The sequence below is a fragment of the Pseudomonas sp. MDT1-16 genome (genome assembly GCF_054898115.1).
Map to the genome: position 1 here is coordinate 4,902,496 of NZ_CM142717.1, position 21,171 is coordinate 4,923,666.

The 21,171-nt window shown below is 59.0% G+C and carries 19 protein-coding genes, 1 tRNA gene and 4 pseudogenes; 21 read left to right on the forward strand and 3 right to left on the reverse strand.

Going from position 1 to position 21,171, the window contains the following annotated elements:
• The first annotated feature begins 131 nt into the window (after positions 1 to 131).
• From gap to ACYZT3_RS22520, 10 genes and pseudogenes are all read left to right on the forward strand, one after another.
• Positions 132 to 1,133: a type I glyceraldehyde-3-phosphate dehydrogenase gene (gene gap, locus ACYZT3_RS22475; RefSeq protein WP_462030799.1), complete on the forward strand. Its 1,002-nt coding sequence runs from the start codon at positions 132 to 134 to the stop codon at positions 1,131 to 1,133.
• Positions 1,134 to 1,158: 25 nt separating this feature from the next.
• Positions 1,159 to 1,623 (forward strand): methylglyoxal synthase, encoded by a 465-nt coding sequence (locus ACYZT3_RS22480; protein ID WP_282377288.1) that lies wholly within the window; start codon positions 1,159 to 1,161, stop codon positions 1,621 to 1,623.
• A gap of 77 nt (positions 1,624 to 1,700) precedes the next feature.
• Entirely contained in the window at positions 1,701 to 2,219 is a 519-nt protein-coding gene (locus tag ACYZT3_RS22485) for an RNA polymerase sigma factor (protein WP_282377289.1), read from the forward strand.
• 155 nt (positions 2,220 to 2,374) lie between these two features.
• Positions 2,375 to 3,286, forward strand: coding sequence for a FecR family protein (locus tag ACYZT3_RS22490; protein WP_462030800.1), 912 nt, complete (start codon positions 2,375 to 2,377; stop codon positions 3,284 to 3,286).
• Positions 3,287 to 3,408: 122 nt separating this feature from the next.
• The gene (locus ACYZT3_RS22495) at positions 3,409 to 5,973 is read left to right on the forward strand and encodes a TonB-dependent receptor (RefSeq protein ID WP_462030801.1); all 2,565 of its coding nucleotides are present in this window, start codon (positions 3,409 to 3,411) and stop codon (positions 5,971 to 5,973) included.
• 114 nt (positions 5,974 to 6,087) lie between these two features.
• Entirely contained in the window at positions 6,088 to 6,696 is a 609-nt protein-coding gene (locus ACYZT3_RS22500; protein WP_462030802.1) for a biliverdin-producing heme oxygenase, read from the forward strand.
• Between the two features lie 148 nt (positions 6,697 to 6,844).
• Complete coding sequence (locus tag ACYZT3_RS22505) at positions 6,845 to 7,234, forward strand: YbaN family protein (protein WP_462030803.1); 390 nt, start codon at positions 6,845 to 6,847, stop codon at positions 7,232 to 7,234.
• Between the two features lie 319 nt (positions 7,235 to 7,553).
• Positions 7,554 to 8,693 (forward strand): annotated as a pseudogene (locus ACYZT3_RS22510) (methyl-accepting chemotaxis protein); the annotation flags it as partial.
• Positions 8,694 to 9,023: 330 nt separating this feature from the next.
• A pseudogene (locus ACYZT3_RS22515) lies at positions 9,024 to 9,551 on the forward strand (methyl-accepting chemotaxis protein); the annotation flags it as partial.
• Positions 9,552 to 9,698: 147 nt separating this feature from the next.
• Positions 9,699 to 11,030, forward strand: a complete 1,332-nt coding sequence (locus ACYZT3_RS22520; RefSeq protein ID WP_282382870.1) for a CoA transferase — start codon at positions 9,699 to 9,701, stop codon at positions 11,028 to 11,030.
• Here ACYZT3_RS22520 and ACYZT3_RS22525 read toward each other — a convergent pair.
• Positions 11,008 to 11,181 (reverse strand): annotated as a pseudogene (locus tag ACYZT3_RS22525) (AlkA N-terminal domain-containing protein); the annotation flags it as partial. The gene ACYZT3_RS22520 and the pseudogene ACYZT3_RS22525 overlap by 23 nt on opposite strands.
• Positions 11,182 to 11,370: 189 nt before the next feature.
• On the opposite strand from ACYZT3_RS22525, the gene ACYZT3_RS22530 reads away from it, so the two are divergent.
• The 8 genes from ACYZT3_RS22530 (at position 11,371) to ACYZT3_RS22565 (ending at position 17,696) form a co-directional block, all read left to right on the forward strand.
• Positions 11,371 to 11,736: a DUF5064 family protein gene (locus tag ACYZT3_RS22530; protein WP_282382873.1), complete on the forward strand. Its 366-nt coding sequence runs from the start codon at positions 11,371 to 11,373 to the stop codon at positions 11,734 to 11,736.
• A gap of 187 nt (positions 11,737 to 11,923) precedes the next feature.
• Positions 11,924 to 13,411: a sensor domain-containing diguanylate cyclase gene (locus ACYZT3_RS22535; protein ID WP_462030804.1), complete on the forward strand. Its 1,488-nt coding sequence runs from the start codon at positions 11,924 to 11,926 to the stop codon at positions 13,409 to 13,411.
• A gap of 6 nt (positions 13,412 to 13,417) precedes the next feature.
• Positions 13,418 to 13,636, forward strand: coding sequence for a cysteine-rich CWC family protein (locus ACYZT3_RS22540; protein ID WP_462030805.1), 219 nt, complete (start codon positions 13,418 to 13,420; stop codon positions 13,634 to 13,636).
• Positions 13,637 to 13,669: 33 nt separating this feature from the next.
• Positions 13,670 to 14,362 carry a pseudouridine synthase gene (locus ACYZT3_RS22545; RefSeq protein WP_462030806.1) on the forward strand — a complete coding sequence of 231 codons (693 nt, stop codon included), beginning with the start codon at positions 13,670 to 13,672 and terminating at the stop codon, positions 14,360 to 14,362.
• Between the two features lie 315 nt (positions 14,363 to 14,677).
• On the forward strand, positions 14,678 to 15,562 hold the full coding sequence (locus ACYZT3_RS22550; protein WP_282382881.1) for an alpha/beta fold hydrolase: 885 nt from the start codon (positions 14,678 to 14,680) through the stop codon (positions 15,560 to 15,562).
• Between the two features lie 162 nt (positions 15,563 to 15,724).
• Positions 15,725 to 15,798, forward strand: a tRNA-Gly gene (locus ACYZT3_RS22555).
• A gap of 466 nt (positions 15,799 to 16,264) precedes the next feature.
• Positions 16,265 to 16,528 (forward strand): short-chain dehydrogenase, encoded by a 264-nt coding sequence (locus tag ACYZT3_RS22560; protein WP_282382883.1) that lies wholly within the window; start codon positions 16,265 to 16,267, stop codon positions 16,526 to 16,528.
• Positions 16,529 to 16,967: 439 nt separating this feature from the next.
• Complete coding sequence (locus tag ACYZT3_RS22565) at positions 16,968 to 17,696, forward strand: class I SAM-dependent methyltransferase (protein ID WP_462030807.1); 729 nt, start codon at positions 16,968 to 16,970, stop codon at positions 17,694 to 17,696.
• A gap of 51 nt (positions 17,697 to 17,747) precedes the next feature.
• Here the strand turns inward: ACYZT3_RS22565 and tam are convergent, their stop codons facing one another.
• Positions 17,748 to 18,518, reverse strand: coding sequence for a trans-aconitate 2-methyltransferase (tam, locus tag ACYZT3_RS22570; RefSeq protein ID WP_462030808.1), 771 nt, complete (start codon positions 18,516 to 18,518; stop codon positions 17,748 to 17,750).
• A 379-nt stretch (positions 18,519 to 18,897) separates the two neighbouring features.
• Between tam and ACYZT3_RS22575 the strand changes: the two are divergent.
• The 3 genes and pseudogenes from ACYZT3_RS22575 (at position 18,898) to ACYZT3_RS22585 (ending at position 20,584) form a co-directional block, all read left to right on the forward strand.
• Positions 18,898 to 19,402, forward strand: a pseudogene (locus ACYZT3_RS22575) (inclusion body family protein).
• 121 nt (positions 19,403 to 19,523) lie between these two features.
• Positions 19,524 to 20,063, forward strand: coding sequence for an AidA/PixA family protein (locus ACYZT3_RS22580; RefSeq protein ID WP_462032411.1), 540 nt, complete (start codon positions 19,524 to 19,526; stop codon positions 20,061 to 20,063).
• Positions 20,064 to 20,185: 122 nt separating this feature from the next.
• Positions 20,186 to 20,584, forward strand: coding sequence for a low affinity iron permease family protein (locus ACYZT3_RS22585; protein ID WP_282382893.1), 399 nt, complete (start codon positions 20,186 to 20,188; stop codon positions 20,582 to 20,584).
• A gap of 53 nt (positions 20,585 to 20,637) precedes the next feature.
• Here the strand turns inward: ACYZT3_RS22585 and ACYZT3_RS22590 are convergent, their stop codons facing one another.
• Entirely contained in the window at positions 20,638 to 21,141 is a 504-nt protein-coding gene (locus ACYZT3_RS22590; protein ID WP_282382897.1) for a DUF4142 domain-containing protein, read from the reverse strand.
• Positions 21,142 to 21,171 lie beyond the last annotated feature (30 nt).

Genomic DNA, 21,171 nt, shown 5'->3' on the forward strand with positions numbered 1-21,171 from the left:
ATCGGTCGGACCAGTTGATTCAGGTCACTCGTTGTAGATTGAACAAAATATTGCCATTAAAAAGGCTTGTTTTCTATTTTTATGCGAATAATCTTGTAATTCCAACAACAAATCGACGGCGGCCCTGTTAAATGACTCTTCGAATCGCAATCAATGGTTTTGGCCGAATTGGCCGTAACGTCCTACGCGCACTGTATACCCAAGGTTATCGTCAGGACCTGCAGATCGTTGCCATCAATGACTTGGGCGACAGCTCGATCAACGCTCATCTGCTCAAGTACGACACTGTTCACGGCACGTTCGACGCCGATGTTCAGCACGATCAGGAAAGCCTGACCGTCAACGGCGACCGTATTTCTGTCAGCGCCATTCGTAACCCGGCCGAACTGCCCTGGGCCGCGGAAAAGATTGATGTCGTGTTCGAATGCACCGGTTTGTTCACCGACCGAGCCAAAGCCGCCGCGCATATTACGGCCGGCGCACGCAAAGTGATCATCTCGGCCCCGGCCAAAGGTGCCGACGCCACCGTGGTGTATGGCGTTAACCACGACATTCTGCGCCAATCGCACCAGATTATTTCCAACGCCTCGTGCACCACCAACTGCCTGGCCCCAGTGGCCCAGGTGCTGCACCGCGAGCTGGGCATCGAAAGCGGTTTGATGACCACTATTCACGCCTACACCAACGACCAGAACCTGACCGACGTCTACCACACCGACCCGTACCGCGCCCGTTCGGCTACCCAGAACATGATCCCGAGCAAGACCGGCGCTGCTGAAGCGGTCGGTTTGGTGCTGCCGGAACTGGCGGGCAAACTGACCGGCATGGCGGTGCGTGTTCCAGTGATCAATGTGTCGCTGGTGGACCTGACCGTGCAACTCAAACGCGAAGCGTCGGCCGATGAAGTGAACGCGCTGCTGAAAGAAGCCAGCCAACACTCGAAGATTCTTGGCTACAACACCCTGCCGCTGGTCTCCAGCGACTTCAGCCACAATCCCCTGTCGTCGATCTTCGACGCCAACCACACCAAGTCCAGCGGCAAGCTGCTCAAGGTATTGGCCTGGTACGACAACGAATGGGGCTTCTCCAACCGCATGCTCGATAACTGCCTGGCGCTGTGCAACGCCGAATAATCGTTGCCACCTGTAGGAGCATTCGATGATCGGTATCAGCTTTACGCAAAAGACCATGGCAGCGCGCAAGCGTATTGCCTTGGTCGCCCATGACCACTGCAAGGTGTTTTTGCTGGACTGGGCCGAGCGGCAGAAAGGCAGGCTCGCACAGCATGAACTGGTCGCCACCGGCACCACCGGGTTGTTGTTGCAACAACGCCTGGATTTGCCTGTGGAGAGCATGATCAGCGGCCCGTTGGGCGGCGACCAGCAACTCGGTGCGCGAATCGCCGAGCAGCGGGTCGACATGCTGGTGTTCTTCTGGGACCCGTTCGAACCACAGCCGCACGACCCGGACATCAAGGCGTTATTGCGAGTCGCGGCGGTCTGGAACATTCCCGTCGCCTGTAACGAATGCAGTGCCGACTACCTGCTCAGCAGCCCGATGATGGAGCAGGCGCACGAACACCGGATCCCCGACTACGCGACCTATCTGTTGGGTCGCGCCTAAACCTTCACAAATCAATACTTGACCACTCGAGCGGATGATAAGCATTATCATTTGCTCGAAATGGATCAGGTCCTCCCGTGAGTCAATCTCGCTTCAATCACGTCTTCATCGCCCAGCGAGTCTCTCTGCTGCGCACGTTGGAGCGGATGGTCAACAATCACAGCACCGCCGAAGACCTCCTGCAGGAGACCTACCTGCGAGTGACCCGGGCGCTCAGTGAGCGGGCCATCGATCACCTTGAACCCTTCGTTTTCCAGACCGCCCGCAACCTGGCGCTGGACCATTTGCGTGCGCGGCGCATTCAGTCCCGCACCCTGCTCGACAACGTCCCGCTTGACGTGGTGGAAAGCGTCGCCGCCCCCGCCAGCAGTGCCGAGGACGCCGCCCATGCCGAACAATTGCTTGAGCGTTTGAACGTGAGCCTCAATGAGCTCAGCCCCCGTCAGCAGCAGATTTTTATCCTCAGCCGTCTGCACGGGCACAGCTATCTGGAGATCGCCGAGAAGCTCGGCGTGTCATTGAGCACCGTGCAAAAGGAGCTGAAACTGATCATGGCGGTCTGCGTCGGCGTGGCCGAACGGTTAAACGGCGACTGAGTCCACAGGGCTTTGCTACCCTTGCCCCACTTTCAAGCCTCATTAAAAAAACAGCCGTGCCAAGACACTGCCGAGGAAACACCGTGACGGACACGCTTCCAGTGCCTCCCCCCGCCCCCCCTCCGCCCTCCCCAGCGCGGGACCCCGCACGTGCGATGGACCAGGCCCTGGACTGGCTGATCGTGCTGGACAGTCCGAGCGAGGAACAGACCCGACAGTTTCACGACTGGCTGGCCGCCAATCCGTTGCATGCCGAGGCGTTCGCCAAGGCTCAGGCGATCTGGGAGGGCCCGCAGGTCGTGCAATGTGCGCAAAGCCTGGCCGCCCGCCCGCCGAAAGTGACTGTCCTGTCGCGCCTGCGGCCTCACTGGAAACCGCTGACCACCGCCGCCGTGCTGATCCTCGGTGTGTTCAGTTTCAGCAATCTGCCCATGCGCCTGCAGGCTGATCACCTGACCGTGGTCGGTGAACGTCAACGTCTGCAATTGGAGGACGGCTCGAAGGTCCTGCTCAATACCAATTCGGCCTTCTCCAGCACCATCAACGATCAACAGCGCATTGCCCGCTTGTATCAGGGCGAAGCGTTTTTCGAGGTGGCGGGCAATCGCGGCCAGCCGCTGGAAATCGACGCCGGACCAGTCAAGGCCAGCGTTCGGGACACCGCATTTGCGGTGCGATATCTGGACGGTGTGGCACAGGTTCGGGTGCAGCGTGGGGATGTCGACTTGCGAGCGACCCGCGACGACGCGCGAATTCGATTGTCCGCCGGAGAAAGCATCCGCATCGGCCCCAACGGATTTGATCGCCCCGCCAAACTCGATGCCGAGACCGATCTGGCGTGGGTCCAGGGTCGACTGGTGTTCGAAAACTGTCCGCTGAGCCAGGTGCTGGCGGAGCTGCGTCGTTACTATCCAGGCTGGATCATCATCAACAACAACGAGCAGTTGGCCGACATCGCTGTCACCGGCAATTACCGACTCGACCAGCCGTTGGACGTGGTCCGTTCGCTGGCCCACATCACCTCGGCGCGGCTTCAGGAATTCCCGGCGCTGGTCATCTTGAACTAAATGAGAATTATTTTTACTCGATAGCCAAACCCCGTACGTCTCGTTATAGCCAATGCAATTGATTCGCATCTCTGGATGCCAACCAGCACCTATACAGATTCGTGCGACACGGAGCGCTATCGATGTCCTCTCGCCTTACCCGCCAACCCTCTTCACCTTCTCGCCTGCTGACGCTGCTGACCGCCGCCATCCTGATGGCAGGCAGCGCGCCGCTGATGGCCGCCACCGCTGCAGAGCAACCGACCCGCAACATGGGCGATTACGCGTTCGCCATCCCTCAGCAGTCGCTGGTCTCGGCACTCAATGCCTTTACCGCCGTGACAGGCTGGCAAGTTGGCTTGCCGGCAGAACTGGCTGAAGGCGTGGCCTCGCCGGGCGTACGGGGTTCGCTACTGCCGGAGAAAGCCCTCGATCGCCTGTTGGTGGGGACCAACCTGAGCTATCGCAAACTGGGCAACAACAACATCGTGCTGGAGAAGCGCAGCAACAGCGGCGCGCTCAACCTGGAACAGGTGACCATCAGCGCCACCCGTCAGGAACAGGACGTGAACAGCGTGCCGAGCACCGTCACCGTCCAGACCCGCGAAGCGCTGGACCGTAACAATGTGAATAACATCAAGGATCTGGTGCGCTACGAGCCCGGTGTTTCGGTGAGCGGCGCCGGTCAACGCGCCGGTCTCACTGGCTACAACATCCGCGGCATCGACGGCGACCGCGTACTGACCCAGATCGACGGTGTGCAGGTGCCCGACAGCTTCTTCAACGGCCCGTACGCCCAGACCAACCGCAACTACGTCGACCCCGAGATCGTCAAGCGCGTCGAGATCCTGCGCGGCCCGGCGTCGGTGCTCTACGGCAGCAACGCCATCGGCGGCGCGGTCAGCTACTACACGCTGGACCCGGACGACATCATCAAACCGGGCAAAGACGTCGGCGCACGCCTGAAGACCGGCTACAGCTCGGCCGACGACAGCTGGTTGACCTCCGGTACCGTGGCCGGTCGCACCGGCGACTTCGACGGCCTGTTGCACTTGAGTCAGCGCAATGGTCATGAAACAGAATCCTACGGCGAAACCGGCGGCACCGGCCTGACCCGCACCGAGGCCAACCCCGAGGACGTGCGCACCACCAACGTGCTGGCCAAGCTGGGCTGGGACTACGCCGACGATGCGCGCTTCGGTCTGACCTACGAGCACTACAAGGACGACCGCGACACTAACCAACTGAGCGCGGTGGGCGGCCCGTTCAACGCAGGACGCGGTTTCGGCTTCTATAAATCCCGTACCGGCAACGACACCGTCACCCGCGAACGCTTCGGTCTGGAACACAGCTTCGGCCTGGACAGCGTCCTGGCTGACAACATCAAATGGACGCTGAACTACCAGATCGCCAAGACCGACCAGCGCACCGAAGAAATCTACGCGCCGTCGCGCACCGTGCTGCGCAACCGCGATACCACCTACAAGGATCGCCAATGGGTGTTCGATGCCCAGGCTGACAAGTCGTTTGCCATCGCCGACACCGATCACCGTGTCACCTATGGCACCACCCTCAAACAGGACAAAGTCACCGGTCTGCGTACCGGCAGCGGCACCTGCCTGACAGTGGCCGGCGCCTGCCGGGTCATCGGTGCCGCCAGCGCTGCCGACACCCTGAAACCCGCCAGCGACTTCCCGGACCCGACCATCAACAGCTACAGCGTGTTCGCTCAGGATCAGATCAGCTGGGGCAACTGGACTTTCCTGCCCGGTGCACGCTATGACTATACCCAGCTCAAGCCACACATCACGGACGAGTTCCTGGCCACCGCAGACCAGAGCGGCAACGGTGCGGTGAGCGATGACACCAAAACCTGGCATCGTCTGTCGCCAAAATTCGGCACCACCTATAGCTTCAACGACAACTACACCGGGTATGGCCAGTACGCCGAGGGCTTCCGGACGCCGACCGCCAAGGCCCTGTATGGTCGCTTCGAAAACCTGGCCGGCGGCTATCAGGTCGCACCTAATCCCGACCTGGAGCCGGAAAAGAGCAAGAGTTATGAAACCGGTTTGCGCGGCCAGTTTGAGGCGGGCACTTTCGATATGGCGGTGTTCTACAACAAATACCGCGACTTCATCGACGAAAACGCCATGACTCCCGGCTACACCGAGACCACGTTCCAGAGCAACAACATCAAGCACGCCACCATCAAGGGTCTGGAGCTCAAGGGTCGCCTGAACCTGGATAATTTCGGCGCACCAAACGGTCTCTACACCCAAGGTTCGGTGGCCTACCTCTATGGCCGCAACGATGACAGCGGCGAGCCGCTGAACAGTATCAACCCGCTGACCGGCGTGTTCGGTCTGGGTTATGACCAGGACAACTACGGTGCCCTGTTGAGCTGGACACTGGTTAAACGCAAGACCCGCGTCGACAGCACCAGCTTCAAAACACCGGACGGCACCAGCACCCAGTTCAAGACCCCGGGCTATGGCGTGCTCGACCTGGCCGGTTTCTACAAGGTGACCGACGATGTAACCGTCAACGCCGGCCTCTACAACCTGACCAACAAAAAGTATTGGCAGTGGGACGACGTGCGCGGTTACGACAGCGTCGGCGAAGCCTCGGTGACGCAACCGGCCAACCTCGATCGCCTGACTCAACCGGGTCGCAACTTCGCGGTCAATCTGGTCTGGGACATCTGACCTGATTCACCTCACGGCGCCGCGGAATAGAAGCAGCGCCGGGAGGTTTTTTTACTGTCCGGCGCCCCGTCATTCGTCTCGTTACCAAGCGCCTCTTTTTCTCAAGGACTTCTCATGACCACTCAGGACACTGCTCAACGCCCGACTCTGCGTTCGCAACGCTTGAACCAGATCACCCATGAACCTCACACCCAACTCGATGCGCTGGTCAAAACGCACGCACCGTTTGAAACCCAGGCCAACTTCGCGCGTTTCGTGGTTGCTCAATATTTGTTTCAGTCGGAACTGGTGTCGCTGTACAACGATGCCGAGCTGACGTCCATCGTTGCGGACCTGCCGGCACGCTGCCGTGCGGAAGCGGCCAAGGCTGACCTGGCTGATCTGGACACTGAAGTGCCGGCGCCCGTCGCAGGTGCCGTGAAGAATCCAGCCAAAGCCGAGGCCCTGGGTTGGCTCTTCGTGTCTGAAGGCTCGAAACTCGGTGCGGCGTTCCTGATCAAGCGTGCCGTAGGCCTGGGGTTGAGCGAAACCTTCGGCGCTCGTCACCTCGCGGAACCGGCCGGTGGCCGCGCTGAAGGCTGGAAAAGTTTCGTCAAAACCCTCGACGGGCTGGCGTTCAGCGCTCAGGAAGAAGCTGAAGTGGAGAAAGGCGCAATCAATGCGTTCAACCGCTTTACCGTGCTGCTGGAACAGGCTTACGCCTCCACCCCTGAACTCGCCTGACAACACCGCACCTGTAGGAGCGAGCGATGCGGCGATCCGACTTGCCCGCGAAAAACGATAACGCGGTCTGTCTGAAGTACCGCGTCGTACCATTCGCGGGCAAGTCGGATCGCCGCACCGCTCGCTCCTACAAGTCACCGTAAACTTTATGAGCACCACTTCAAAACTCGCGCGAATCCTCTTCGGCCTGCTGGCCTACGTCAGCCTGGGCATCGGCCTGATCGCCATCGTCGTACCCGGCCTGCCGACCACCGAGTTCATCCTGCTGGCTGCTTGGGCCGCGACCAAAAGTTCGCCGCGCCTGAGTGCCTGGCTGGAAAATCACCGGCTGTTCGGACCGATCCTGTGTAACTGGCGCAACGGCAAAATCATCGCCCGCCGAGCCAAGGTCAGCGCCACCGTCAGCATGCTGCTGGGCGCCGGGTTGATGCTGGTGATGCTCGATCATGGCTGGCCGATTTACCTGGCCATCGCCGGCATGAGCCTGGGTAATGTGTGGATCTGGTCACGGCCGGAATCACTGCCGACAATCTCCTGAATTTCTGTCCTTTTCAGGGCATTTTCCTGCGCAAACGTTTACCTGCTACCGTTCGTCGGATTTGCGTTCATGCAACCGCCGCCCCCGCCGATGTGCATGAAATGGCGCTGAATGGACTTGGCAAGCCGGGTCGATCCCGACTCACAGCCAACACCTCATCCATTCGCGAGTTCGTCCTATGTTCGACTCTCTCTCCATCCGCCTGAAAATCGTCCTGCTGTCCGGTCTGTGCCTGCTTGGCGTGGTCGTCTTGATCGTCGGCATGAACCTCTACCAGACCGATCAGAACGATGAACTGGTCAGTGCCTCCAGCAGCAAGATGCTCACCGCCAGTGTGCAGAACCTGCTCCAGGCCAAGGCCGCCGAGCAAGCGGTGCGGGTGCAGAAGACCTTCGGCGAAAGTCTGCTGGTGGTGACCGCCCTGGCCGATCAGATCAAGGACTTGCGCACCCTGGCGAGCAAGCGCTCCCTTGAAGCTGGCGCCCTGCGCGAAGAGTTGAACCAGAGTCTGAAAACCGCCTTCGATCGCAACAGCAAAGTGCTGGGGATCTGGCTGGCGTTCGAGCCCAACGGGCTGGACGGCAAAGACAGCGAGTTCGCCAACGATGCGGCTCGCCAGTCCAACGAAGCCGGTCGTTTCGCCAGCTACTGGAGCCGTGCCGGCGGTGCCGGGATCAACACGATCATGGTCGAAGACGACATGACCAAAACCACCTTGAGCCTTAGCGGCACACCCTACAACAGCTGGTACACCTGCCCTCGCGACAGCAAGCGGACCTGCCTGCTCGACCCCTATGCCGACACCGTCGGCGGCAAGGAAATGCTGATGACGACCATTTCCGTACCGCTGCTGGTGGATGGCAAATCCATCGGCGTGGTCGGTGTGGACATTGCCCTCGACGCGCTGCAAGCGGCGACTGTCGACTCCCAACGTGATCTGTTCAACAGCGCCGGGCACATGCTGATCGTCTCCGGCAGCGGCGTGCTCGCCGGTTACAGCGAGGACGCGAGCAAGGTCGGTAAAAGCATCGGTGACACCTTGGGCGCGGACGGCAAGGACGTCCTGCAAATGCTCAGCGCTGGCACGCCGAAGATCCTCGAACAGGGCGACCTGATTCGCGCGGTGTACCCGGTCAGTCCGATTGCCGAGTCCAAAGCCTGGGGCGTGGTGATCGACCTGCCGAAACAAGTGCTGCTGGCCGACTCGGTAAAGTTGCAAGCCGTACTCGATGACGCCCAGCAAAGCGGCACCCTCAAAGCGGTGTTGGTGGCGGTAATTGCCGGCCTGGTCGGACTGTTGCTGATCTGGCTCACGGCGTCCGGCGTGACTCGGCCAATCAATAGCGTGGCCGAGATGCTCAAGGCGATTGCCAGCGGCGACGGCGACCTGACTCAGCGTCTGCACTACGGCAAGAAAGACGAACTGGGCGAACTGGTGAGCTGGTTCAACCGTTTCCTCGACAAGCTGCAACCGACCATCGCGCAGATCAAACAAAGCATCACCGATGCGCGCGGCACGGCCGACCAGTCCTCGGAAATCGCCCGCCAGACCAGCGAAGGCATGCAGGTGCAGTTCCGCGAAATCGACCAGGTCGCCACCGCGTCCAACGAAATGAGCGCCACCGCCCACGACGTCGCCAACAGTGCCTCGAACGCGGCTAACGCGGCCAAGGGTGCCGACCAGTCGGCCCGTGACGGCATGTCGATCATCGAACGCAGCACCCGCGACATCAATCAACTGGCCGACGAAGTCAGCAAAGCGGTGACGGAAGTCGAAGCGCTTGCGGTCAACAGCGAGCAGATCGGCTCGGTGCTCGAAGTGATCCGCAGCATCGCCGAACAAACCAACCTGCTGGCGCTCAACGCGGCGATTGAAGCAGCCCGTGCCGGCGAGAGCGGTCGCGGGTTTGCGGTGGTCGCCGATGAGGTGCGCAACCTGGCCAAACGCACACAGGATTCAGTGGAAGAAATTCGCATCGTGATCGAACGCATCCAGACCGGCACTCGCGGCGTGGTTGCCACCATGCATTCGAGCCAGACCCAGGCCCACAGCAACGCCGGACAGATCCAGCAAGCGGTGCAGGCCTTGAGCAAAATCAGCGACGCGGTGACGGTCATCAGCGACATGAACCTGCAAATCGCCAGCGCCGCCGAACAGCAGAGCGCCGTGGCCGAAGAGGTCAACCGCAACGTCTCGGCGATCCGCACCGTCACCGAAACCTTGACCGGGCAGGCCACCGAGTCAGCGCAGATCAGCAGCCAGCTCAACGCGTTGACCACCCATCAGATGAAATTGATGGATCAGTTCAGGGTGTAATGATCGTTCCCACGCTCTGCGTGGGAATGCAGCCAGGGACGCTCTGCGTCCCCAAAGCGGACGCGGAGCGTCCGGTGAGGCATTCCCACGCGGAGCGTGGGAACGATCTATCAACTATGATCGAGCTCTCGTTCCGGAGGGCCTTCGATGACTGATTTACTCACGTCCATTCAAGCCGCACTCGGCTTGCCTCATACCCAGGTCAAGTTCACCTCGAGCGGCGCCCTGCCCTCGGCGTTTGCCGTCACCGACCTGGCGTGCGCCAGCATTGCCGCTGCCGGCCAGGCTGTCAGCGAATGGCTCCGGCAACAAACCGGTCGCTTGCCCCCCCTTGAGGTCGACCGCCGCCTGGCCTCTTTCTGGTTCGCCACTTCGATCCGCCCGATAGGCTGGAGCGTCCCGCCGCTCTGGGACCCGGTTGCCGGTGACTACGCCACACAGGATGGCTGGATCCGCCTGCACACCAATGCACCCCATCACCGCGCCGCTGCCGAAAAAGTGCTCGGCGCCTGTGCCGACCGTGCAGCGATGGCGAGCAAGGTTGCTCAATGGGTCAAACGTGATCTGGAGCAGGCCGTGGTCGATGCCGGTGGCTGCGCCGCCGAGATGCGCACCTGGGCGCAATGGCAGGCGCATCCCCAAGGCCAGGCCGTGAACGCCGAGCCGCTGATTCAGTTTGCTGACAACCGCCGACAGAACGCGAAACCATGGCAAGGCTCGGTGGCGCAACCGCTGGCCGGGATCAAGGTCCTGGATTTAACCCGAGTGCTCGCCGGCCCGATTGCCAGCCGCTTTCTGGCAGGCCTTGGCGCCGACGTTTTGCGTATCGACCCACCGATCTGGAACGAACCCGGCGTGGTGCCCGAAGTCACCCTGGGCAAACGCTGCGCGCGCCTGGACCTGCACGACAAGACGGATCGCACGGTGTTCGAAAGCCTGCTCAAGGACGCTGACATTCTGCTTCACGGCTACCGCGCGGATGCACTGGAACGCCTGGGTTACGGCGTCGCCGAACGCCAGAAACTGGCGCCCGGCCTGATCGATGTCAGCCTCAATGCCTACGGCTGGAGCGGCCCGTGGCAGAACCGCCGCGGTTTCGACAGCCTGGTACAAATGAGCAGCGGGATCGCCGACACTGGCATGCAGTGGAAACACGCGAACAAGCCGACGCCATTGCCATTGCAAGCGCTCGATCACGCTACCGGGTATTTGATGGCGGCCAGTGCGATTCGATTGTTGGGGCGTAGTGGATCGGCGCGGTTGTCGTTGGCGCGTACGGCGAAGTTGCTGATTGAAAACGGCGCGGGGACGGATGAGCCGTTGCGGGCAGAAGATGACAGCGATCAAGGGCTGTTGGTTGAGCAGACGCCCTGGGGACCGGCGCATCGGTTGCAGGTGCCGCTGAAGATTATCGGGACGCCGTTGCAGTGGGCGATTCCGGCTTCTGAATTGGGGGCGCATCGTGCGCAGTGGACTTGATCGAAAGTGTGCCATGAACACCGTTCAACCCGGTGCTGTGCGAGTAAACGCCATCGACCTCGACCTCGACCCCAACAATCGCCCGCGCCGACAAGAACCCCAGCATCGCCGGCCAGTCATAGGGCGGCAGGAACTCCAGCAGCACCGTCATAACACCTCCAATTGCCGATGAGACCACGCTGACCAGGATGAACCAAGTTCTCCCGACAGACTGGAAAAGTCGTGATGATCGGTTCACTCTCGGACTCGGCGACACCCGGATTAGCGATCAATAAAAGAAACTCCGAGGGCAGGCTTGAGGTCTGCTCTGATTCAATGCCTTTTTGAAGGAGAGACGCCAATGGCAACGTTCGAGCCCGGTCACCTGCACATCGAGCGCCACGCGCTGAACAAGGAAGATTACAGTTTCAGCCTGAGCATCGACTATGAAGTCGCCCAGGACCCCAAGGAAGGTCAAGGCATGCTCTTCAAGATGCATGGTTCAGTCGAGGGTAAGGACCTGAAGGAAGAGTTCTTCTTGCCCAAGGATCAGGCATTCGACTTCGCCCGGCATGCCACGCGCATTGCGCAGAAGTACGGGATGCCCAAAGAGGCCAGTATCGGCACGATACATAAGGAGTACGACGCCATGTTTGAAGATGTGCGGGCGCAGCTGGATGTGAAATCCGGTGACCCGGTCATACCTGAGCATTTGGATCGAATCTGAAGGCGACCCCCTCTCCCTCTCCCTCTCCCCACTGGGGAGCGGGCTGGTGAGGGGTCGATCTGCCCAACAACTCAGCTCTTTATCAAGACATTCAAAATCGCCCGCCATTCCCCCCACAAATGCAGCAGTTATTTCCCCACAGTGCCATTAGAATGCCTGCCATCGGGTCACTGCCAACGGAATCGTCATGCCGCTTCACTCGCCGCTGTATTCGCAACGTTCGTTGGTCCTCACGCTGATCGCGCTGCTGGGCGCAGGTTTTCTCGCCACGTCCTTCCTCAGTTACTACGCCTCGCGAGCGTCGATCCGCGACAACATCATCAACACCGAACTGCCGCTGACGTCGGACACGGTCTACTCGGAAATCCAGAAAGACCTCGTCAGACCGATCCTGATTTCCTCGATGATGTCCCGCGACACCTTCATGCGCGACTGGGTGGTGAACGGCGAAAAAGACCCCGAGAAAATGACCCGTTACCTCAACGAGGTCATGACCCACTACGGCGCCTACACCGCTTTTTTCGTCTCCAACACCAGCCTCACCTACTACCACGCCAAGGGCGTACTCAAACAGGTCAAAGTCACTGAACCCCGCGATGCGTGGTATTTCCGCGTACGAGACATGGCCGATCCCTACGAAATCAATGTCGACCCGGACCTTGCCAACAAGGACAACCTGACCTTCTTCATCAACTACAAGGTCTACGACTACAACAACCGTTTCATCGGCGCGGCGGGCGTCGGTCTGACGGTGGATGCGGTGATCAAGCTGATCGACAAATACCAGCAGCGTTACCAGCGCAGCGTGTACTTCGTCGACAACTTCGGACGCCTGGTGCTCACCGGGACCGAGGGCGGCCCGCAAGGCGCGAAGATCGGGCAGAGTCTCGGCGAACTCGACAGTATGAAAAGCCTCGTCAGTCAGTTGCCCAAGCCACACAGCGGCAGCTACGAATACTCCGTCCGGGGCCAGGGACATTTCCTCAATGTGCGTTTCATTCCGGAGCTGAACTGGTACTTGTTCGTCGACAAACGCGAAGACGGCGCCCTCAGTGAAATCCGCCAGTCGCTGTACCTCAACCTGTTGATCTGCCTGATCGTCACGCTGATTGTGCTGATCCTGCTCAACCGGGTGATCAAGCGCTATCAGGGCAAGATCCAGGCCCAGGCGATCCTCGACAGCCTGACCGAGTTGCCGAACCGTCGCGGCTTCGACTTGCTGGCGGCGCAAGCCATGCACGAAGCCCAGCGCGAGCCCAAACCACTGACCGCGATGCTGCTGGATCTGGACCACTTCAAGGCCTTGAACGACACCTACGGCCACCTTGCCGGCGATCAGGTGCTGATTGGTTTCGCTCGGGATCTGGAGAGCTGTCTGAGACATTCCGACATTGTCTGCCGCTGGGGCGGTGAGGAGTTCATCGTGCTACTCAAGGACACTGACGGTGAGACCGGTCTGATGATCGCCGAGAAAATTCGTCAGCATGTCGAGCAACAGCGTTATGCCTACAACGATAAGGCCTTGCAGCTGACCGTGAGCATCGGCGTTACCACCCTGCAGACCGATGACACCTTGCACACGCTGCTCTCGAGGGCTGATCATGCGATGTACCGGGCCAAGCAAGCCGGCCGTAACCGCACCTGCGTGGAAATGCCTCACTCCAGTTATGCATAACCCTAAATGAGCAAGCCTGACCTCTGCCCAGCGTGCGGCGCCTCCAACGACTGTACACTGGCCGACCCGCGAACCGCCGATCGAGCCTGCTGGTGCTACGGCGTCAGCATCGACCCGGCAGTGCTCGAAGCGCTGCCGGCCGGCCTGCCCGACACATCCTGTTTGTGCCCCGGCTGCGCTCGGGTCGAGGCGCAGTTGCAAGCATCCGCCCGGCCAATCACGTAAGATGCGCGGCCCTTTTCCCACCGACCTCTAACCATGCGTGTTGACCGTTTCCTCAGCAACCTGCCGCGCTTCAACCGTAAGCAGGTGCGTCTGTTGCTGGTGGAAAAGCGCGTCAGGATCGACGGGGAAATCGTCAGTGACCCTCACGCCGAAGTACGCGAGTTCAGCCGTGTCGACGTCGATGACGAGGTGCTGCAAGTCGGCAAACCGGTGCGTCACTTCATGTTGCACAAACCAGCCGGCTGCGTCAGCGCCACCCGTGATTCGGAGCACCCGACCGTACTCGACCTGATCCATGAGCCGGACAAGGATGAGCTGCACATCGCCGGTCGGCTGGACTTCAACACCACCGGTCTGATGCTGATCACCAACGACGGCAGCTGGTCGCGACGCCTGACCCAACCACAGACCAAACTGCCCAAGGTTTATTACGTCGAGACCGAGCAGGACATTGGCCCGGAGTATGCCGTCGCGTTCACCGAGGGGCTGTACTTCGCCTTTGAGGATCTCACCACCCAACCCGCCGAGCTGGTGCTGCTCGGGGCAACATCGGCGCGGCTGAGCATTGTCGAAGGTCGGTATCACCAGGTGAAGCGGATGTTCGGCCATTTCGACAACAAGGTGCTGCGCCTGCACCGCGAAAGCATGGGCCCGCTGGTGCTCGACAGTGCGCTGAAACCGGGCGAGTACCGCGCATTACGCACCGAAGAGATTCAATTGATCTAAGCAGGCGACCGCTCAGCAGAAGTTGTCGAACAATTTGCCAAAGATACTTGCGCGATGACGTGACCGCTGCTTGAATCAGGACGCCGGCCGAAATGTGACCGGCTAGTCACAACATACTTCTAAGAAACTTTTTTGCCGGTAGAGAACCCTCAGGTTCCGCCTCTCCCCCGGCAAACTGCCCGCCAATAACAATACCCGTCGACCGGACTGCAATGGATCGACATGGGCCTCTCAAATTCCAGGCGTATGCCTACCTGTCACAAAGCTCGTGCAATCTGATTTGCACGCATACCCGCTTGCCAGGAGTCTTATGACATGAGGCCAGAAATCGCTGTGCTGGATATACAGGGTCAGTATCGGGTTTACACGGAGTTCTATCGCGCAGACGCCGCAGAGAAGACCATTATTTTGGTCAACGGCTCGATGGCCACGACTGCGTCGTTTGCACAAACCGTGAAAAATCTTCACCCGCAGTTCAATGTGGTTTGCTACGACCAGCCCTACGCGGGCAAGTCCAAAGCCCACAACCTGCATGAGAAAATGCTGTCCAAGGAAGTCGAAGGGCAAATCCTCCTGGAACTGATCGACCACTTTGGCGCCGAACACGTGCTGTCGTTTTCCTGGGGTGGCGCCGCAACCCTGGTCGCCCTGGCCCACCAGCCACGACGAATCGAAAAAGCCGTGATCAGCTCGTTCTCCCCGGAGATCAACGCGCACATGCTCGACTACCTCGAGCGCGGTGTCGATTACCTCGGCAGCCGGGACGGGGACCGGGTCGGCAACCTGGTGAACAGCACCATCGGCAAACACTTGCCGACACTGTTCAAGCGTTTCAATTATCGGCACGTCAGTTCCCTTGCCGAGCATGAATACGGGCAGATGCACTACCACATCAGCGACCTGCTCAACAGCGATCGCCAGTGCTTTCTGAAAGCCGCGGAGAAAATCAAGGTGCCCGTGCTGTTCATGAACGGCGAATGGGACGAGTACACCGCTGCCGATGGCGCTCAGTTGTTTGCCAACCATGTGCAACACGCCACCTTCACCACCCTTGGGGCGACCGGGCACTTTCTCGACATGGAACACAAAGCTGCTTGCCGAGACAGCCGCACCGCATTGCTGGGCTTTCTGAAACCTTCGCAACACGAAAGCCGACCGCGTTACCACTACATGCAGGACCAACATGCATTGGCCATCTGAAACAGAGTCATCGCGAGCAAGCTTCGCCCTGTAGGAGCAAGGCTTGCCCGCGAATGACCGTCACGCGGTCACTGCATGTGTTTCACCCGGCGATAAAGCCATCGCGCACAAAGAAAAACTTCATTTCCACGCGCACATCTGGTACAAAGTCAGCCGCTCTGAGCGGGTGTCGTATAATGGCATTACTCCAGCTTCCCAAGCTGATAACGAGGGTTCGATTCCCTTCACCCGCTCCAATCGAATTTTGGTCTCACGTCGTTTTTTGACGGGGGATGCAGTAAAGAAAAACCGGCCTTGATGGCCGGTTTTTTTGTGCATGAGATTTGGTGAAACGCTGGTTCTCCCCCCATTATTTGGGGCTCTGAGCGAAGTCGGCCTCCAGAAAGGCAAGGTCCTACACGACTCTGGGAATTGTCCGTACACTTGCGCATTGCTGTGTTTTTGTCACGAAGCCTATAGTCCGTTCACGCCCAAATGGCGTATCGGGTTTGGCGACTCGATGACAACGACCCAGAAGCCTCGGAGTTTTTTCGGAGCGTTTCTGACTGCACCTGGCTGCGCTTTTTTTGGTGGCTGTGCGTGGGAGACCTTTGGGTCTGCCGGTTTTACCGTTGTCCGGTTCGCCAACCCGCGTACAGCTACCACCCTTTTGTTTGGCGACGATTGAGTGGTAGGTCTTTCACCTACTAACGGTAATCACTCATGAACGAATATATGGCTTTAACCAGCAACGCCGACGACCTTCCCTCGCTGTATGTAAATACCACCCAACCGCTGCATTCACTGCTGAGCACTGCCCGCTACAGAATTGGTGCGGTTACGCAGATCCTGGAAAACCTCGCAATGCGCGGCGACATCACCACCGATTCGGTGATTCTCAGCGACTTCGCAATGCTCTGCTGCATTCCCTTGCGCGATGGCTGCGATGTGCTGGACGTCATTGCTCGACGTATTGATGCGCAATAGTTCTGATGTGATACGGGACGCCTCTTTCGGGGTGTCCTCAATTTGTAGCCGCTGGCGAAGCCTGCGTTCGGCTGCGCAGCAGTCGTAAACCCTGTACGCGCGGACCTCCTGAAACACCACATCACCTGATTTTACGTCTGCTTCGCAGCCGAACGCAGGCTTCGCCAGCTGCTACAAAAAGTGTGTGTTGCCTGCAATTTTTTTACTGATCGGCAATACCCCTGAATGGCCGGCTCTCTTTGATAAGAGCACTGCTTATAAACCCCCCACGCCCAACCCCGTTCCCCTTCCCCGCTCAACCCGCTAGCATCTCCCCTATCTTCAACCACCCTCTCCCCTGCGCGGCCATCAGCGAACACGCGCCATAAACCTCCGAGGGAACCCAATCGGCCGCACATCAGGTGCTGCCCGTGAACGATCTCAACAGAGCCCCCCGAACATGACTCAAAATATCTACGACGATCCAGAATTTTTCCAGGGCTACAGCCAAATAGCCCGTTCCATTGGCGGCCTCGACGCAGCACCGGAATGGCCTGCGCTCAAAGCAATGCTGCCATCAATGAAAGGCCTGAAGGTGGTCGACCTCGGCTGCGGATACGGCTGGTTCTGCCGCTGGGCCAGTGATCAAGGTGCCGACAGCGTGCTCGGCCTGGACGTCTCGGAAAAAATGCTGGAGCAGGCACGCAACACTACGTCGGCGACGAATATCCAATACGCCCGTGCCGATCTGGAACAACTCGCTTTACCCGCAGCCAGTTTCGACCTCGCCTATAGCTCTCTGGCGCTGCACTACATCAAGGATCTCCCAGGACTGTTCGCCAAAATCCACGCGGCCCTTAAACCCGGTTCACGCTTCGTATTTTCAATTGAACACCCGATCTTCATGGCCCCGCGCAATCCGGGCTGGCTGATTGATAGCGAAGGTAACAAGCGCTGGCCGGTGGACAGTTATCAATTGGAAGGAGAGCGTGTGACCAACTGGTTGGCCGAAGGCGTGATCAAGCAGCACCGAACCATCGGCACCTTGCTCAATACGCTGATTGGCGCAGATTTCAGGATCCAGCATGTCAACGAATGGGGGCCGACCAATGCAGAAATGGCGGCGCAACCGGCCCTGGCCGAAGAGCGGGAGCGCCCGATGATGATGCTGGTCAGCGTTCAGCGCTGAGTGCCAAGCAAAGGGACAGATAACGTTCAGCGTGATCCGTCCCTTTTTGCACTAACGGGTCGCGACAATAAACAACCGCGGGAATGGCAACAGCACCGAACCATCGCTTAGGGCGGGATACGCCTGCTCGAGCGCGGCTTGATACTGGTTGAGGTATTGCGCTTTTTCCGCCTCATCCAGCGGTTGGAGAAACGGCCGCAATCCGCTGCCTTTGAACCACTCGACCACACCCGACGCGCCACCCGCGAGCGGGTGATGGTAGGTGGTGCGCCAGATATCGACCCGGGCGCAGTGGGAGCGCAGCATCGAGTAGTAATCGCTGGCGCTCGCCATTTCCGTGCGTTGCCCGGCGGCGTCCGCCAACTTGCTGGCCCACGGCCCATCGGCAGCGACTTCGCGCATCAGACGATGGGACGGCTCGTTGAGATTGTCGGGCATCTGAATGGCCAGGCTGCCGCCCTGGGTCAGTCGGGCCGCCAGCGAAGGCAATAGCGTTGCGTGATCGGGCACCCACTGCAACACCGCGTTGGCGAAAATCACATCGAACGGGCCGTTCTCGTTCCAGGTATCAATGTCAGCCGTATCGAATTGCACCTGAGGCAGGCGCTTGCGGGCGGCGTCGATCATATCGGTCGAACTGTCCAAGCCACGCACCGTGGCATTGGCGAAGCGCTCAACCAGCAACTCGGTCGAATTGCCGGGGCCGCAACCGATGTCGATTGCCGAGCGCGCTTCCACTGCAGGTATTGCGGCCAGCAGGTCACGCGCGGGGCGTGTGCGTTCATCTTCAAAAGCGACGTATTGTTTGGCGGACCAACTCATTGCGTTCTCCTGTCGGTGCGTTGTCATGGGCAGGGCAGATAACGGTTCGCTACGATACGCCGACCGATGTGCTCTGTCCTATCCGACCTATGGCGAACGATGGTCAGTTGACCCAGCCCCCTCGCTGCCAATGCCAGCCATTATTACGCTGCTCCCAGTGCGGATGTATAACTGGTGCCAACAACAACGAGAATTTGAATGAGCGCTTTCTAATCGCCAAATCGTCTGAATTCATAACTAAACCGACCGTTCGCAAGGCCAGCTCATGCCCGTGCCAGGTGGGTTCCGCCCGTAGTGTTTTCGCAACGACCGCAAGGCAAGCAAGCGTTGTGGTGCCTGGAAAGATACCAGGCATTCACTATGAAAATGGAGCGTTACTATGTCTCGAATCACGGATGTACTTGTTTCCATCGACACCGAAACCATTCTGAAAAACCACCCGAACATCAGCCAAGAATCCTGCGTCGCCAACGCTGATCGACGTCAATCATGGGTACATGGTGACCAATCAGAACAACGTGGTCAGCGGCCAGGCAGGCGGCGAACTTAACTTGAGAGCCCAGGTGGGCGACTTGATTCGCTGGCGTGAAACCAGTCTGTCGCAGAGCTTCGAGACGGCAGTGATTTTCTACAAGTTCGTTGGCAACGTCGGCAACGAATTGATCTCCACCCCCACGCCGCGCAAGGCTACCGCCTGTGTTGCCGTTCCCAACACCAGCAACCCATCGGTGCCGAGCTGCCAGAAAGTCGATAACCATTACTGGTCTTCGGAAACCCTTTCGTGCGGTAGCGTGACCTACCACTTCCATTTCCTGATCGTTGATCGCGACTGCAAGATTGTCGGCTGCTGCTCGTGGGATCCGTTCATTACCATCCGTAATTGACGATGACCAGGCCCCTTGGCAACGAGGGGCCTACCGAGTTTGTTGCCGCCTCGGCCGTGACGGGATGTCTTTGAACCGATGCGGCTGCCGTCTTGCATCAACATCATGAAAGGAATCCATGATGACTTCCGAACCGATTGCCTCCCCCTCGGCGAGTATCGCGCCAGCCAATAATGTGCTGCTGATCGTCGATGCCGAATCGCTGCTTTCACGTTATCCGCAGCCCAGTCTTGAGCCGCAAAACCCTACCGAGATTGAGGAAGGTTTCATCTTCGCCATCAGCGGCACAAACACAACACAAAGTACAACAAATGACAGCTTAATGACGCTTCTCGCCAGTAACGGAAAGGACTTTCATATCCGTGGCAGGACCGTCAGCCTGCTCGCCGAACACAGCGTGGTGTTCTACGAGAGGTCTGTAGGTGATGCCGGGGTACTTTCACCGCCTGAACTGGTGGTCCACGCAGACCTGACTGTCCCCGCACCCGCCCCCGAAAACCCGACCCAACCGGGCAGCCACACGGCCGATGATCATTACTGGCACTGCACGCAGCTCACCACAGGGGTTGAGACGTGCGCTCTGAAATTCATGCTGATCAATAAAGGCTGCGAGCCGTTGGGATACTTCAGTTGGGCAGTGGACGTGAAGTTGACGGAGTGAACAGAAATCCAAAAAAACCGACCTCATGGATCGGTTTTTTATTGAACATGTAAATGTAATAAGAATTTCCCACACACCGTCGCTGTCTGAAAACCAGACGCATCCCTATAAGGAACACGGCAATGAAATTCGCAAAAATCTCGCAAAAACTTGCCCTGTGGGCCGGCAGTCCCCGGACGTTCCTGGGGGCGATTGTTCTGATTTTCCTGTGGGGCCTGAGCGGGCCTGTTTTTCATTTCGACGATACCTGGCAGCTGATCATCAATACCTCGACCACCATCATTACGTTCCTGATGGTGTTCCTGATTCAGAACACTCAGAACCGCGACACGGACATTTTGCATTTGAAGGTCGATGAGTTGCTGCGAGTAACGAAAGAGGCGCAGAACGCGATGCTGGGGCTCGAATCGCTGGACCTGAAGCAGTTGGAAGCGCTGAGAAAGCAGTATCGGCAACTTGGCGAGGGCGAAACGATTTCACTGGACGGCACCGTCGTCCAGGAACCAAGAAGTAGGATTTGAATGAATGTTGATCCAGGATTCACGGGTGACCAGGTCACCCGCGGACCGGGTAACTATCGGCTAGCTTGCAACACCCTGGCCATTTGCAGGTGGTTCTGCAGTTTGGGCAGGGTTTCCTCGGCAAACGCTTTGATTTCAGGCACGTCGGTGGTCTGCGCTTGCTGTTGAAGCTGTTCGATGGCTTCCTGAGTGGTTTTCACCTGACTGGCCGCGTAGGCCTGGTCGAAGCTCGCGCCGTCCTTCACTTGCGGCATCAAGGCTTTGGCTTTATCGACGACCTCTTCGCGCGGGGCCACCGGCAAATCGAGCTGCTTGGCGATTTTCGCCAGATGCTGATTGGCGGTGGTGCGGTCATTGATAACGACGATGGTGTAGTCCTTGACCTCTTTTGATTCGGTTTTCTGGTGCGCCAGGCGGCTGGCTTCGATATCGGCCATGCCTTTGGCCGACGCATCGTTGATGAATTCGGCGGGGGACTGGGCAAAGGCACTGCTGGCACACAGGCCCAGTAACGTGGCAAAACTGGCATTGCGTAATCGGGTGGCCATCCGGCTCATGGTCGCGCCCTCCTCGTAAAAAATTCAAAC

What these genes read in the sequence shown, in the direction of transcription:
- gap (WP_462030799.1), top strand. Translation starts at nt 132, where the DNA reads ATGACTCTTCGAATCGCAATCAATGGTTTTGGCCGAATTGGCCGTAAC.
- ACYZT3_RS22480 (WP_282377288.1), top strand. Translation starts at nt 1,159, where the DNA reads ATGATCGGTATCAGCTTTACGCAAAAGACCATGGCAGCGCGCAAGCGT.
- ACYZT3_RS22490 (WP_462030800.1), top strand. Translation starts at nt 2,375, where the DNA reads ATGGACCAGGCCCTGGACTGGCTGATCGTGCTGGACAGTCCGAGCGAG.
- ACYZT3_RS22495 (WP_462030801.1), top strand. Translation starts at nt 3,409, where the DNA reads ATGTCCTCTCGCCTTACCCGCCAACCCTCTTCACCTTCTCGCCTGCTG.
- ACYZT3_RS22500 (WP_462030802.1), top strand. Translation starts at nt 6,088, where the DNA reads ATGACCACTCAGGACACTGCTCAACGCCCGACTCTGCGTTCGCAACGC.
- ACYZT3_RS22505 (WP_462030803.1), top strand. Translation starts at nt 6,845, where the DNA reads ATGAGCACCACTTCAAAACTCGCGCGAATCCTCTTCGGCCTGCTGGCC.
- ACYZT3_RS22520 (WP_282382870.1), top strand. Translation starts at nt 9,699, where the DNA reads ATGACTGATTTACTCACGTCCATTCAAGCCGCACTCGGCTTGCCTCAT.
- ACYZT3_RS22530 (WP_282382873.1), top strand. Translation starts at nt 11,371, where the DNA reads ATGGCAACGTTCGAGCCCGGTCACCTGCACATCGAGCGCCACGCGCTG.
- ACYZT3_RS22535 (WP_462030804.1), top strand. Translation starts at nt 11,924, where the DNA reads ATGCCGCTTCACTCGCCGCTGTATTCGCAACGTTCGTTGGTCCTCACG.
- ACYZT3_RS22540 (WP_462030805.1), top strand. Translation starts at nt 13,418, where the DNA reads ATGAGCAAGCCTGACCTCTGCCCAGCGTGCGGCGCCTCCAACGACTGT.
- ACYZT3_RS22545 (WP_462030806.1), top strand. Translation starts at nt 13,670, where the DNA reads ATGCGTGTTGACCGTTTCCTCAGCAACCTGCCGCGCTTCAACCGTAAG.
- ACYZT3_RS22550 (WP_282382881.1), top strand. Translation starts at nt 14,678, where the DNA reads ATGAGGCCAGAAATCGCTGTGCTGGATATACAGGGTCAGTATCGGGTT.
- ACYZT3_RS22560 (WP_282382883.1), top strand. Translation starts at nt 16,265, where the DNA reads ATGAACGAATATATGGCTTTAACCAGCAACGCCGACGACCTTCCCTCG.
- ACYZT3_RS22565 (WP_462030807.1), top strand. Translation starts at nt 16,968, where the DNA reads ATGACTCAAAATATCTACGACGATCCAGAATTTTTCCAGGGCTACAGC.
- tam (WP_462030808.1), bottom strand. Translation starts at nt 18,518, where the DNA reads ATGAGTTGGTCCGCCAAACAATACGTCGCTTTTGAAGATGAACGCACA.
- ACYZT3_RS22580 (WP_462032411.1), top strand. Translation starts at nt 19,524, where the DNA reads ATGACTTCCGAACCGATTGCCTCCCCCTCGGCGAGTATCGCGCCAGCC.
- ACYZT3_RS22585 (WP_282382893.1), top strand. Translation starts at nt 20,186, where the DNA reads ATGAAATTCGCAAAAATCTCGCAAAAACTTGCCCTGTGGGCCGGCAGT.
- ACYZT3_RS22590 (WP_282382897.1), bottom strand. Translation starts at nt 21,141, where the DNA reads ATGAGCCGGATGGCCACCCGATTACGCAATGCCAGTTTTGCCACGTTA.